The sequence below is a fragment of the Dactylosporangium sp. NPDC051541 genome (genome assembly GCF_044454505.1).
Classification (GTDB): Bacteria; Actinomycetota; Actinomycetes; order Mycobacteriales; family Micromonosporaceae; genus Dactylosporangium.
The window spans coordinates 314,127-326,908 of record NZ_JBITDU010000010.1; the positions used below are offsets into that span (position 1 = coordinate 314,127).

General features: G+C 68.7%; 14 protein-coding genes. 5 read left to right on the top strand and 9 right to left on the bottom strand.

From position 1 onward, the window contains the following. Window positions 1–51: 51 nt before the first annotated feature. The 8 genes from ACIA8L_RS37900 to ACIA8L_RS37935 form a co-directional block, all read right to left on the bottom strand. The gene (locus ACIA8L_RS37900; protein WP_395912222.1) at window positions 52–615 is read right to left on the bottom strand and encodes a helix-turn-helix domain-containing protein; all 564 of its coding nucleotides are present in this window, start codon (window positions 613–615) and stop codon (window positions 52–54) included. Next, window positions 597–1,178, bottom strand: coding sequence for a TetR/AcrR family transcriptional regulator (locus ACIA8L_RS37905; protein WP_395912331.1), 582 nt, complete (start codon window positions 1,176–1,178; stop codon window positions 597–599). The genes ACIA8L_RS37900 and ACIA8L_RS37905 overlap by 19 nt, the downstream gene beginning before the upstream one ends. Continuing rightward, the gene (locus ACIA8L_RS37910) at window positions 1,178–2,857 is read right to left on the bottom strand and encodes a purine-cytosine permease family protein (protein ID WP_395912224.1); all 1,680 of its coding nucleotides are present in this window, start codon (window positions 2,855–2,857) and stop codon (window positions 1,178–1,180) included. Before ACIA8L_RS37910 ends, ACIA8L_RS37905 begins: the two co-directional genes overlap by 1 nt. 99 nt (window positions 2,858–2,956) lie before the next feature. Next, the gene (locus ACIA8L_RS37915) at window positions 2,957–3,640 is read right to left on the bottom strand and encodes an ATP-binding cassette domain-containing protein (protein ID WP_395912226.1); all 684 of its coding nucleotides are present in this window, start codon (window positions 3,638–3,640) and stop codon (window positions 2,957–2,959) included. Between the two features lies 1 nt (window position 3,641). Then, complete coding sequence (gene urtD / locus ACIA8L_RS37920; RefSeq protein WP_395912228.1) at window positions 3,642–4,469, bottom strand: urea ABC transporter ATP-binding protein UrtD; 828 nt, start codon at window positions 4,467–4,469, stop codon at window positions 3,642–3,644. Then, window positions 4,466–5,563 (bottom strand): urea ABC transporter permease subunit UrtC, encoded by a 1,098-nt coding sequence (gene urtC, locus ACIA8L_RS37925; protein ID WP_395912229.1) that lies wholly within the window; start codon window positions 5,561–5,563, stop codon window positions 4,466–4,468. Before urtC ends, urtD begins: the two co-directional genes overlap by 4 nt. Further along, window positions 5,560–6,444 (bottom strand): urea ABC transporter permease subunit UrtB, encoded by an 885-nt coding sequence (urtB, locus tag ACIA8L_RS37930; protein WP_395912231.1) that lies wholly within the window; start codon window positions 6,442–6,444, stop codon window positions 5,560–5,562. The genes urtC and urtB overlap by 4 nt, the downstream gene beginning before the upstream one ends. Window positions 6,445–6,536: 92 nt before the next feature. After that, entirely contained in the window at window positions 6,537–7,658 is a 1,122-nt protein-coding gene (locus tag ACIA8L_RS37935) for a transporter substrate-binding protein (protein WP_395912233.1), read from the bottom strand. On the opposite strand from ACIA8L_RS37935, the gene ACIA8L_RS37940 reads away from it, so the two are divergent. Continuing rightward, window positions 7,645–8,028 (top strand): hypothetical protein, encoded by a 384-nt coding sequence (locus ACIA8L_RS37940; RefSeq protein WP_395912234.1) that lies wholly within the window; start codon window positions 7,645–7,647, stop codon window positions 8,026–8,028. The two genes, ACIA8L_RS37935 and ACIA8L_RS37940, sit on opposite strands and share 14 nt — an antisense overlap. 264 nt (window positions 8,029–8,292) lie before the next feature. Here ACIA8L_RS37940 and ACIA8L_RS37945 read toward each other — a convergent pair whose 3' ends face one another. Then, complete coding sequence (locus ACIA8L_RS37945) at window positions 8,293–8,439, bottom strand: thiomuracin/GE37468 family thiazolyl RiPP peptide (protein WP_395912333.1); 147 nt, start codon at window positions 8,437–8,439, stop codon at window positions 8,293–8,295. Between ACIA8L_RS37945 and ACIA8L_RS37950 the strand changes: the two genes are divergently transcribed. The 4 genes from ACIA8L_RS37950 (at window position 8,386) to ACIA8L_RS37965 (ending at window position 12,780) form a co-directional block, all read left to right on the top strand. Further along, window positions 8,386–8,676, top strand: a complete 291-nt coding sequence (locus ACIA8L_RS37950; protein WP_395912336.1) for a hypothetical protein — start codon at window positions 8,386–8,388, stop codon at window positions 8,674–8,676. The two genes, ACIA8L_RS37945 and ACIA8L_RS37950, sit on opposite strands and share 54 nt — an antisense overlap. A 12-nt stretch (window positions 8,677–8,688) precedes the next feature. Next, the gene (locus tag ACIA8L_RS37955; RefSeq protein ID WP_395912236.1) at window positions 8,689–8,898 is read left to right on the top strand and encodes a thiomuracin/GE37468 family thiazolyl RiPP peptide; all 210 of its coding nucleotides are present in this window, start codon (window positions 8,689–8,691) and stop codon (window positions 8,896–8,898) included. Window positions 8,899–9,005: 107 nt separating this feature from the next. Further along, window positions 9,006–11,837, top strand: coding sequence for a lantibiotic dehydratase (locus ACIA8L_RS37960; RefSeq protein WP_395912238.1), 2,832 nt, complete (start codon window positions 9,006–9,008; stop codon window positions 11,835–11,837). Then, window positions 11,830–12,780 carry a thiopeptide-type bacteriocin biosynthesis protein gene (locus ACIA8L_RS37965; protein ID WP_395912240.1) on the top strand — a complete coding sequence of 317 codons (951 nt, stop codon included), beginning with the start codon at window positions 11,830–11,832 and terminating at the stop codon, window positions 12,778–12,780. The genes ACIA8L_RS37960 and ACIA8L_RS37965 overlap by 8 nt, the downstream gene beginning before the upstream one ends. The last annotated feature ends 2 nt before the right edge of the window (window positions 12,781–12,782 follow it).

The following is a 12,782-nucleotide window of genomic DNA, read 5'->3' on the forward strand; positions in this document are numbered from 1 at the left end:
GGTGCGATTGTTGATACGGACCGGGGTTACAGCCGCCGCCCTCCTGGGCGTCTACGGGACGACGCGGTCGCGGATGCTGTCGAGCACCGCCTCCGCGGCCCATGCGGCGGCGTCGGCGATGTCCCGCCGGTCCATCCCGAACTCGCGGCGAAACGTCACCCAGGTCGCCGCGGAGTCGAGGTGGGACAGCGCCACGACGACCGCCCGGCGCTGCGCCGCGTCCAGGGCCGGCACCTCGGCGTCCAGCAGCCGCTCGAGATGCTCCCGGCCGAGCGACGGCGCGGCGCCGCTCACGCCCCGCATCGCCGTCTCGGCGACGACGTGCGCGAGCTCCGGCCGCGCGTCGTAGCGCTGCATCGCGTCGCGGATCGCCAGCGGAATGTCGAAGATCGAGTGCGACTCCTCGCGGACGAACACCGTCGCCTCGATCCACGCCGCGGTCGCCAGCAGCAGATCGACCCGCGTGGGATAGTTGCGGAACACGGTGCGCTCGGCGATGCCGGCCCGGCGGGCGACGAGCCGATACGACACGTCGTCGCTGCCGACCTCCTCGATCAGCTCGGCGTAGGCGGCGAGGATCGCCGCCTGCGTGCCGCTCAGCGCTTGGCCGGCCATCGGCCCGCCCACGTCCCGTCCGGCAGCCTCGCGAGCATCGTGCCGACGGCGCGGTCGAACGCGTCGCCGATCTCGACGGCGTCCAGGTCGAAGTTCGTGCGCAGGCGGGCCCAGAACATCGCCGAGGAGAAGTACAGCAGGGATGCCGCGACCCGCCGCCGATCCCGCCGGTTGAGCGTCGAAGCCGACACGTCGAGCATCGCCTCGATCGCCCGCGTGATGTAGGCGGGCTCACCGTCGAGCGTCAGCGAGATCGTCGCCGCCCGGGCACCGACGAACGCGTATGCGGGCGACGCGTCGAAGGCACGGAAGCGCTCGTGCACGGCGGCGCGGAAATCGGCCACGGTCACGAACGGCGGCAGCGGGAAATGGGTCTGTTCGATCCAGGTCGACAGCGCGGCGAGCAGGTGCGCACGCGTCGGGTACTGCCGGTAGACCGTCCGCTCCGAGATGCCGACCTCGTCGGCGAGGGCACGGTAGGAGATGTCGTCGAACGTGTGCTCACGCAGCAGCACCGCCGCGCTCGCCAGAATCGCGGTCGCGGTGTCGACCGGCTCCTCCATCACGTTCCCCTGCCTCGCTCGGTCGCCCAGTGCGGCGGGCCGGTGACCTCCGGCGGCAGCACGTAGCGATCGGCATCGTCGAGCGTCAGCGCCAGCGACGAGACGTACTGCACCTGACCGTGCGCCCCGCGCTGAGCCGAGGCCAGCATATCCGGTCGCTCGAACATGTATCCGGTGACATGGCAGCGCAGCCGCTCGCCCGAGGGGTTGCCGTGCTCGTCGAACAGCGGGGAGTCGATGCCGTCGGAGCGGCGGCGCAGGTAGTAGCGGCCCCGGGTGGCGAGGGCCGTGACCGGCGTGGCGACGAACGCGACGCCGATCGCGATGAGCACCGAGAACGGCTTGACGCCGGGGCCGAGCAGCCCGGCGAACGCCAGCAGCGACAGCACCGAGGCGAGCCCCACCGACACCAGCCCGACCGGGTTCCAGTCGTGCAGCATGCCCCGGCGGAACTCCGGGAAGCGCGGCGAGATGCGCAGCACCCACTTGTTGATCGCGATGTCGGTGGCGATCGTCACGAGCCAGGCCATGACGACGTTGGCGTACAGGCTCAGGACGAACGAGATGAGGGTGAAGACGTCAAGCATCATGAGCCCGTAGGCGATGACGAGGTTGAACAGGACGAAGACCGTGCGGCCCGGGTAGTGCTTGGCGACCCGGGTGAAGACGTTCGACCAGGCCAGCGAGCCCGAATACGCGTTCGTCACGTTGATCTTCACCTGCGCGATCACGATGAGCACGAGGGCGAGGACGATGGCGAGCCAGTCGGGGAACAGGGTCTGGTACATGCCGACGAACTGCTTGACCGGCTCGGTCGCGGCGTGCCCGAGCGTGGGGTCGACTTTGACGAGGACGTAGACGGCGAGAAACACCCCGATCGCCTGCTTGATGCTGCTGAAGATGACCCAGCCCGGGCCGGCCAGTGCGAACGACGTCCACCACGAGCGGGCGTTGGCCGGCGTGCGGGGCGGCATGGCGCGGATGTAGTCGATCTGTTCGGCCAGCTGCGGGGTGAGGGCGAAGCACACGGCCGCGCCGGAGACGATGGCGCCGAAGCTGATCGAGCCGTCGGAGTTGCCGGTGAACGACGTGAAGGCGCGCACCGACTCGGGGTCGGACACGACGATCCACAGCAGCGGCAGCAGGGCGAGCGCGAGCCACAGGGGCGTGGTCCAGAAGTGCAGGCGTTCCAGCGCGCGCATGCCGTAGATGACGATCGGGATGACGACCACGGTCGAGACGAGGTAGCCGAGCCACAGCGGCGTCCCGGTCGCCACCTGCAGCCCCTGCGCCATGATGGCGCCCTCCAGGGCGAAGAAGATGCAGGTGAAGCCCGCGAAGACCACGGTGGTGAGGATCGAGCCGTAGTAGCCGAACCCCGAGCCGCGGGCGATGAGGTCGAGGTCGAGGTTGTAGCGGGCGGCGTAGTAGGCGACGGGAACGCCCACGATGACGATGATGACCGAAGCGAACAAAATACCGAGCATGGCATTGGCGGTACCGTGGTCGATGCCGACGGTCGCCCCGATGGAGAAGTCGGCGAGGAACGCGATGGACCCGAGGGCGGTCGCGCCGACGGAGGCCGCGCTCCAGCGCCGGAAGGTGCGCGGCACATATCGGAAGGCGTAGTCCTCGAGGCTGTCCTCCGCGGCCGCGCGCGCGTTGCCTGTCCTGCTCACAGTGGCATCCCCTCACGCGCCGGGCGTGGGGCATCCTCCGGTTTCGTTGTTACGAAGCTGTTGCCGGCCCGGAAACCGGCCGTGTCGGTTCCGGCCGGCTCAGATCGCCATGGCGGCCCGCACGGTGGAGACGGCGGCCGAGCCGCCCTCGTCGGTCTGGGTGACGAAGCCCGAGGCGAGCACGACGTAGCGCTCGGCGGCCTCGAGGGCGAAGCCGATGTGCTGCTCGACGAGCAGCACGTTGATGCCCTCGCCGGCCAGCTGCACGATGGTGCGTTCGATCTCGGCGACGATCGTGGGCTGGATGCCTTCGGTCGGCTCGTCGAGGATCAGGAGCTTCGGCTCGGTGATCAGTGCGCGGGCGATCGCGAGCTGCTGGCGCTGCCCGCCCGAGAGCAGGCCGGCCTTGCGGGCCGCGAACTGCTCCAGCGCCGGGAAGCGGGCCAGCTGCGCGTCGATGAGGGCCTGGCCGCGCCGGCGCCCGTCGGCGACGAGCCGCAGGTTCTCGATGGTGGTGAGCTGGCCGAACGCCTGCTGACCCTGCGGCACGTAGGCCAGGCCGCGGGCGACGCGCTTGTTGGGGGCGAGTGAGGCGATGTCCTCGCCGTCGAAGTACACGCGGCCCTTCGTCGGCTTGATGAGCCCGATCGCGACCCGCAGCAGCGTCGTCTTGCCGGCGCCGTTGTGGCCGAGCACGGCCACGACCTTCCCGGCCGGCACCGTCACGCCGTGCAGCACCCGCGTGCGCCCGTAGCCGGCCTCGATGTCGGTGAGCTCGAGCATGTCAGTCCTCCTCCTGTGACGCCGTCGGCGTGCCGGCCACCCCGACCACGGCCGCTTCGGGCACGACCGCCATGGCGGCCGTGGTCGCGGCGCCGGCGGTGCCGAGGTAGACCTCCTGGACCTTCGGGTCGGCCTGGACCTCGGCCACCGAGCCGTGGGAGAGCACCTTGCCCTGGTGCAGCACCGTGACGCGGGTGGCGAAGCGGCGCATGAAGTCCATGTCGTGCTCGACGACCAGCACGATGCGCTTCGCCGCGATGCGCTGCAGGAGCTCGCCGGTCGCGGTCCGCTCGTCGTGGCTCATGCCGGCGACCGGTTCGTCGAGGAGCAGTACCCTCGCGTCCTGCACGAGCAGCATCGCGATCTCCAACCACTGTTTCTGGCCGTGCGAGAGGATGCCGGCGGGCGTGGCGAGCTCGCCGGCGAGCCCGGTCTCCTCGAGGGCCTGCAGGATCGACGGTTCGACGCCCCGCCGGGCCCGCAGCAGCGAGGCCCAGTGGCGGTGGCGGCCGGCGGCGATGTCGAGGTTCTGCAGCACCGTGAGCTCGTTGAAGACGCTGGCGGTCTGGAACGTGCGGCCGACCCCGAGCCGGACGATCTTGTGCACCGGCCGGCCGAGCAGCTCCTGCTCGCCGAGCCGGGCCGACCCGGTGGCCGCGGAGAGCCCCGTGATCGCGTCGATGCAGGTCGTCTTGCCGGCGCCGTTCGGGCCGATGAGGAACCGGACCTCGCCGGGGTGGGCGTCGAAGGAGACGCCGCCGACCGCGACGAAGCCCGAGAATTCGACGTGCAGGTCCGTGACGACCAGCGAGGAGGAGGCGTCGGTCACGACGTCGCCTCCTCGAGCTGCCGGGCGGGGGCCGCCGCCGGGGGCTGTTCGCCGTGGCTCCGGCGGGTGGCTGTGAACCGGGCGAGCACCGACGACAGTCCCTTCGGCAGGAAGAGGATGACCACGATGAACAGCAGACCGAGGATGTACGTCCAGCCGTCGGGCCAGGCGGAGCCGAGGCTGGACTGTCCCCAGCCGACCGCCATCGCACCGAGCGCGGGGCCGAAGAGCGAGGCGCGGCCGCCGAAGGCAACGCCCGCGATCATGAGGATGGAGGCGGCCGCGCCGATCTCGGCCGGTGTGATGATGCCGACGATGGGCACGAACATCGCTCCGCCGATGCTGGCCATCAACGCCGCGCCGACGAAGGCGACGAGCTTGACGTTGGCCGGGTCGTAGCCGAGGAAGCGCACGCGCTCCTCGGCGTCCCGGGTGGCGACGAGGAGCTCGCCGAAGCGGCTGCGGTAGAGCTGCCACACCACGAGCAGGCACACGACGAGCAGGCCGGCCGCGATGAGGTACACCATGTTCCGGTTCGCCGGGTCGTTCAGGACGAAGCCGAAGAAGTACTTGAAGTCGCTGAGCCCGGTGTCGCCGCCGGTCTCGCGGATCGTGGAGCTGACCAGGGTGGCGAGCGCGACGGCGAGCGCCTGGGTCAGGATCGCGAAGTACGCGCCCTTGACGCGGCGCTTGAACAGCGCGTAGCCGAGGATGCCGGCCACGACCACCGGGAGCAGTACGATCGCCACCAGGGTGACCGCGGTGCTGCGGAACGGTTCCCAGAACGCCGGGAGCGGCGCGAGCGGGTCGTAGAGCACCATGAACCCGGGGACCCCGTCACCGGCCGTCTCCAGGGTGAGGTGCATGGCCATCGAGTAGGCACCGAGGGCGAAGAACACCCCCTGCCCCATCACGAGCATCCCGCCCCGGCCCCACGCCAGGCCGATGCCGACGGCGGCCATCGCCCAGCAGCAGTACTTGCCGAGGTTGCCCAGCCAGTGGTCGCTGAGCACGAGGGGCGCGACCGCGAGGAGCAGGACGGCGAACACCCCGATGCCCACAAGGGAGACGCCCGACTGCTTCAGTTTGGTCATACCAGACTCCTGGTCCGCACCGTGAACAGGCCCTGCGGGCGCAGCTGCAGGAAAACGATCACGAGGATGAAGGCGAGCACCTGGGCGAGGCTGCCGGTCGTCCAGTAGGCGAAGGCCGAGAGGCCGACGCCGACCGCCCACGCGGCGACGATGGTGCCCTTGAGCTGGCCGATGCCGCCGGCGGCGACGACGAGAAAGGCCGGGATGATGTACTGCGCCCCCATCTGCGAGTTCGTGCCGCCGGCGAGCGACGCGGCCACGCCGGCGACCCCGGCGAAACCCGAACCGACGAAGAAGGTCAGGCGGTCGACGGTGCGGGTGGAGATACCCGCGACCTCGGCGAGGTCCCGGTTCTGTACTGTCGCCCGGATGCGGCGCCCGAACGAGGTGTACTTCATCCAGGCCGCCAGCGCGGCGACGCAGACGGCCGCGAGGACGATGGTGAACACCTGCCGCAGCGGCCAGTCGTAGCCCAGGACGGTCAGCTGCCCGTCGAGCCAGCCCGGCTTCTCCACCGGGACGCCCTGGGACGGGAAGATGTGCAGCGCCGCCTGCTGCAGGATCAGGCTGACGCCGACCGTGACGAGCAGGGTGTCGAGGGGCCGGCGATACATCCACTGGATGATGCTGACCTCCAGCAGCAGGCCGAACAGCCCGGCGACGACGAACGCGACCGGCAGCGCGACCGGGATCGACAGGTCGCTGGAGTCGATCACCTGCTGGACGAGGTAGGCGGTGAAGGCGCCGATCATGAGGAACTCGCCGTGGGCCATGTTGATCACGCCCATCTGACCGAACGTGAGCGAGAGGCCGAGCGCGGCGAGCAGGAGCAGCGCACCCTGCGCGCTGCCGTTCAGCAGCGGTGAGATTAGTGCGTCCACGTGCTCTCGCTCTCTGTGCGTTGCTTTTTTGGGGGGATACGCGGGGTTGCCGGCCGCGGTGGCGGGCAACCCCGCGTCTGTGCCGGGTGCGGTCAGCCCGCGGCCTTCACGAGCTGGTCGCGGACGTTGGCCGGGAACCAGTCGTAGCCGTTGAGGAACGGGTCGGGCTTGATGAACTTGTCGGAGGACCAGACGATGTCGAACTGGTTGCTGGAGTTGATCTGCCCGATGTGGCCCGGCTTCGAGATGTGGTGGTTCTCGCCGTCGAGCGTGACGGTGCCTTCCGGCGCGGCGAACGTGATGGCGTTCTTCTTCGCCGCGGCGTTCACCGCGGTGACGTCGAACGAGCCGGCCGCCTCGACGAGGGCCTTGTACAGGTACAGCGAGATGTAGGCGGCCTCCATCGGGTCGGAGGTGACGCCGCTGCTCTTCGGGTAGGCCTTCCAGTTCGCGATGAACTTCGGGTTGGTGTCGGACTTGAGCGACTGGAAGTAGTTCCAGGACGCGTAGTGGCCGGTGACCTCGTGGCCCATCGCCGGTGCCTCCTCCTCGGCGATCGACACCGAGATGATCGGCGTCGTCGCGGCGGTGAGGCCGGCGTCGTAGTAGGCCTTGATGAAGCCGACGTTCGACGAGCCGTTGATGGTGTTGAAGATGAAGTCGGGCTTGGCCGCCTTGATCTTCGCCACCTGGGTGGTCCAGTCGTCCTTGTCGAGGGGCACGTACTCCTCGCCGACGATCTGGATGCCGAGCTTGGCCGCGTAGAGCTTGATGATCGCGTTCGCGGTGCGCGGGAAGACGTAGTCGCTGCCGGCCAGGAACAGCTTCTTCACCCCCTTGGCGGCCAGGAAGTCCATCGCCGGGATGATCTGCTGGTTGGTGGTCGCACCGGTGTAGTAGATGTTCGGCGACGCCTCCAGGCCTTCGTACTGCACCGGGTAGAAGAACAGGCCGTTGTTCTTCTCGACGACCGGCTTGACCGCCTTGCGCGACGACGAGGTCCAGCCGCCGAAGATCGCGCCGACGCAGTCCTGCGTGAGCAGCTTCTCGGTCTTCTCCGCGAAGGTCGGCCAGTCGGTGGCGCCGTCCTCCTGGACGTACTGGATCTTCTTGCCGAGGATGCCCCCGCCGGCGTTGATCTCGTCGGCGGCCATGTGCAGCACATTGGAGACGGTCTTCTCGGAGATCGCCATGCCACCGGTGAGAGAGTTCAAAAAGCCGAGTTTGATGGTACTGCCAGAGGTGTCGACGCAGCTCGGTCCGGCCGACTTGCTGCTGGCGGACGCTTCGTCACCCGCGCGGGCGCCACAGCCGGCGAGCATGAGCGCCACGGTCGTGGCGAAGGCGCCCGTGGCGACAGCCGTGCGCAGCCGCATGCTGGTACTGAACATATACGGAAACTCCGTTCCTGGTCAGGAAGGCGTGACGCCGGGGTTCCAAGCGCTCGATATCGCCGACGAGATGCAGCCGCTGCTGCAGGTGAGAGCAGATTGGTCTCATGTCATTGCTCTGACATTTCTCGACCGTTCCAACTATGTAACCGACACCCAGCAGTGCTGCCCTGATCCAGGAGAAACGCTATAAATCGCGGTTGAGCGATGTCAGACTTCTGCCGCGTTCGTCGACAGGGGCCATCGGATGGCACACTTCTGACATCGGGAGTAGCCGATGGCCGGCGGCCCGGCGGATCGGTCCGCCGGCCGGGCCCGGCTCGCGCGCGGCGCCGGCCTCATCGAGCGTTTCCGCACCGGCCCGCCGTGACGGCAGGCCGATCCGGAGCTCGTCCACGCGGGCGGCGGCGCCCACCTTGCCGGGCGTTGACCGGCATCGAGGCCGTGTGGCCCCGTCTTACAGCTGGGCGCAGGAGCCGGATGCGCCGCACGCGCAGGGTCGGTCGCCGCAGCACGAGCACGTGCAGGAGGCACCCATCTCGGACATGCCGTGGCCGCCGGTCAGCGACTCAACCGTCAGGCCGACCCCGTCGACCTCGAACACGTCGATGGGCAGATCGTCCAGCTGGAAGTTCAGCGCTTCGAAACCATTGCCCGATTGCCGGGAATTTCGGTCGAGACTCATGGTGTGACCCCCTCGCGAACTCTGGATGGCATCCCAACCGATGCCGTCCTGGCTGCGGCGTTCCACTTCGTTCCGTCCGGCGTGATCTTGTTTTGGAACGGGACGGAACGCATCGATGCGTGGACACCCAGATCGGGTGTCGTGGACGACTCGTGAAGGGATCACACCATGGGCTCTGACCCTGCGGCGCAGCGAGCGGCCGGCGATTTCGCGGCGTTGAGCTTCCAGCTGGACGATCTGCCCATCGACGTCTTCGAGGTCGACGGAAGCGGCTTGACGGTTGAGTCGCTGACCGGCGGCCACGGGATGACCGAGACCGGCGCGTCCTGCCCCCTGCCCGGCAATCTGGTCTGCATCTGCTCCTGCTGGCAGCAGTAGGAGCTCAGCAGACAGGCCACCGGTCCGGCCGCGTTTGTCCACTCCAGTGACGGCGCGGCCGGCCCGGTCCGGTCTGGCGGTGACGATGGCGCCGGCAGTGGAACGCGGTGGAACGTCTCCCGGAGGACGGCGTCGATTTGGATGCCACAGACATTCGTGAGAGGAACTTCCACACCATGAGTCTTGGCTCGGCATCGGAGCGATCGGCCGGTGTCTTTGCGGCGTCGAGCCTCGATCCGGATGGACCGGCCGTCGATCTCGTCGATGGTTCCGGCAGCGTCGGCAGCATTGCCCTGCCGGGTGGTGTCGACGTTGTATCGCCGGTGGTGGTGCGGATCGCCGGCTTGCCGGCCGGTGTTTTGCGAGACCTTCGTTTGGTCGAATCCTTTTCGCTGGCCGGTTCCATCGCCAGAGCCTTGCAGTGTCTGCGAGTCGAGTCCGCGGCGCTGTCGGATGACCTATTTTTTACGATTCGCGGCTGTGTGCCGGGCGTCGAGAAGGGTGCGCTCGTCGGGCTTCGTCGGGCCGTGTTCCAACTGCGAGCGCCGAACGGACGGGAATGGAACGAGCAGGTGGCCGAGCTGCTCTCCACCGACGTCGCTGAGCGGTTGCGCGACTGGATATCGCGGCTGGAGCAGTGCGGCCGACTCCGCGCGGCGTTGCCAGATGTCCTGGCCCGGGAGCTCGCGGCGAAGCAGGCCGTCCTGCGCGACGTCGTTGGTCGCCCATGGTTTCGGCACGCGTTGTCGTTGGCGAGCCCATCTCTGTTCGGTGAGACCACGAAGTGGCTGGCTGACGACACCCACGTGCCCCGGCGTGGTTCGTTGGTTCGGCTGGCCAAATATGCGGCCCGTGCGGCCGCGAAGACCAGCCCGTACAGCACGTTCACCATCAGCGGTTGGTGCAGTTGGACAGCCGGAGGCCCGGGTGTCCGGTTCGGCGACCTCAGGTCCGCGGTCGGTGTGCTCGAGCTGAGCGGCTTCCTGCAGGCCGGCCTGCGGGTCGCTCTGCGCGACGACCCCCGCCTGGCCGTGGCGTTGCCGCTGCGGCTCAACCCGAGCGCCACCGCCGTCGACGGGACTGTCCGCTTCCTGGGGCCACCGCCGCACGAGTCGATCGTGTCCGTGCCCGCCCTGCCGATGGTGCTGGAATGCTTGCGGATCCTCGATGACGGGGCGAGCTTACCCAGGGCGGAGCTGCGGGTGGCACTGGATGCGGGTGACGTACCTGATCCGGGGGTCGACCGGCTCCTCGACCGGCTTCTCGAGGTGGGCCTGCTGGAGCGGCCACTGATGGTCGCCGACCTGTCGACGGACCCGTTCGGTGAGTTGTCCTCCTGGCTGTCCAGCAGCGGGGCGGAGGATCTCGGTGCGGCGATCGACCTGACCGGGTCGAGGCTGCGGCACCCGGTGCCGGTGCATCTCATAGCCGATCACATTCGTCACCAGCAGGCGCTCGGCGCGGCTGTCGAGGCTCTCGGTGAGCGGACCGATCTCCCGGTCCGGCAGTTGGCGGAGCAGCAGGTGGATCTGTGGCACGAGAATGCCGTCTTCACCGAGCGGGCCGGTCAGTTGTCGGCCTCGGTATGGCGACCGGCGCTGGCTGATCTTGATGTCGTCCGACGGGTGCTGGCCGTACTCGACCAAGCGCTGCCCATGCGGGTAGCGCTGGGCGCGTACTGCGGTGAACGGTTCGGATCCGGGTCACGAGTGCCCTTTCTGACGCTGTATGAGGCAGTCGCGCGAGATCTGGCGCGTCGCCCGCCATCCGACGGCGGGCCGGTCATGGACGAGATCATGGACCGGCTCAGGACTTTCTCAGGCACCGCGAGGCCGTCGCTGCGTGACAGCCGGTTGGTCCGGCTGCGTGAGCTGGACCAGCTCCGGCAGAGCCTGCAGGCCGCCGTGCTGACGTCACCGGACCCGGACGGTGTCATCCGAGCTGATGCGGATGCGCTCGGGCGGTTGGCGGCAACGTGGCCGCGATGGATCACCGCGCCGGATTCGATCGCCTGCTATCTGCAGACGATCCTCGACGGGGATTCGTTGCGTTTGGTCGTCAACGCCGCGCACGGCGGGCAGGGACGGGGTCGCAGCAGGGCGCTGCACCTGATCCGAGAGGCCGGCGGCCAGGCGCCGTTTGAAGCCGCGATCGTTGCGGGCCGATCGGCCGCGGCCGAGCTCGGCGGGCTCTTCGGCTTCGCGCCCAATGTGCGGCTGGCCGGCGCCCCGTATGAGATCGACTATCCGTTCGCGGTCAGCGGGCGACCAGGTGGCGAGCGCTTGCCGCTGCGGCGGCTGACGGTCGGGCATGACCCGGTCCTCGGGATCGCCTCGCTGTTCGGTCCCGGTGTCACCTCGCCCATCAAGGCTCTGCATCTGGGCATGATGGCGGACTTTCTCCTGCCGCCCGCGGCGCGGTTGCTGACCCAGGCGTTTGGTTCCGGCTATCTCATCCACGCCGGCGTCCCGATATTCACCGCACTGCCATCGGCGCCGACCGCCGCGACGGTAGTGCGGTTCCCCCGCGTGGAGATCGGCCGGGTGGTGGTTCGGCGGGCGCGGTGGGTGGCGCCGAAAGCGCAGGTACCCATGCGTGACAAGGGTGAGCCCGATGCCGGGTTCCTGCTGAGGATCGCGCAGTGGCTCCTGGCGCGGGAAATGCCGAGCCGCTGTTTCGTGCGGATGAACGACGCCCCCGTGGCGGACGGTCCCGGGGGCGGCGGGCGCTTCGACAAGTCCCGCAAGCCGGTCTATGTCGACTTCGCCAACTGGTACCTGGTGCAGGCTTTCGAACGGATGCTCGCGGATGCTGGTCCGGTGATCGTCTTCGAGGAGGTCTTGCCGGCCGTCCATGACGCGATCGGCCCGGAGCACGGCCCCGCCAGCGTGTCCGAATTCATTGTGGAACTCCGCGCGCCGGAGCGACACGATGGTTGACGGGGCCGGGCACGAGTCCGCGTGGGTGAGCGCCCATGCGTTCTTTCAGAGTGATCTGGACCTGCTGGTGAAGCAGGTGGTGGCTCCCCTGGTGGATGAGTTCGCCGCCCGGAGGATGGCGAGCGACTTCTTTTTCCTGCGCTACTGGGAGGGTGGCCCGCATCTGCGGCTGCGGGTCCGACCGGCCGCTGGTGTGTCCCCGGTCGATGTCCGGCGGGTGATTGCGGCACGGTTCGGCCAGTATCTGTCCAGGAACCCGTCGGCCGAGCGGATGTCGGCCGCGCAGTACGAGGCGGTCGCACCACAGTTGGCGCTGCGGGAGCAGATGCGGTCGTGGACCGCTGCGTTGTATCCGAACAACTCGGTGTCCTTCATCGCCTACCGGCGGGAGCACGAGCGCTATGGACACGGCGCTTCGATCCAGGCCGTTGAGCGGCACTTCGTCGAATCGAGCCGGATCGCTTTGCGGGTCGTCACATTGGCGGCGCCGGCCGAGCGCCGAGCGACGTTGGCGCTCGCATGCATCCTCGTGGCCTGGTTTGTCGGGCACTCCGATCGCGGCAGCATCACGATGTGGCCGGCTACGAGCTACCGGAAGGGCGCCGAGTACCTCGGTACGGTGCAGATCGGAGAGCTTGCGCGCACGGTCGAGCTCGCACGAACAGCTCGGCACCTCGCCGAGGGTGGCCCGGCGGCGCGGGCCGAAGGCGTATTGACCCGCTGGACGCGGTCGATGACCGATCTTCGAGCGGCGTTGTCGGCCGCTGAGGCCGCCGAGCCGGGTTCCGGCGGCAACGTGGGGCCGGTGCTGGATCTGTGCGCCCATCTGGTCTGCAACCGGCTCGGCATCTCGGTTCTCACCGAAGCAGCTCTGCGAAACCTGGCGGCTCAGGCTGTCGACTCACTGCACACCGAAAGGAGCCGACCGGATGGATTGGCATAGCG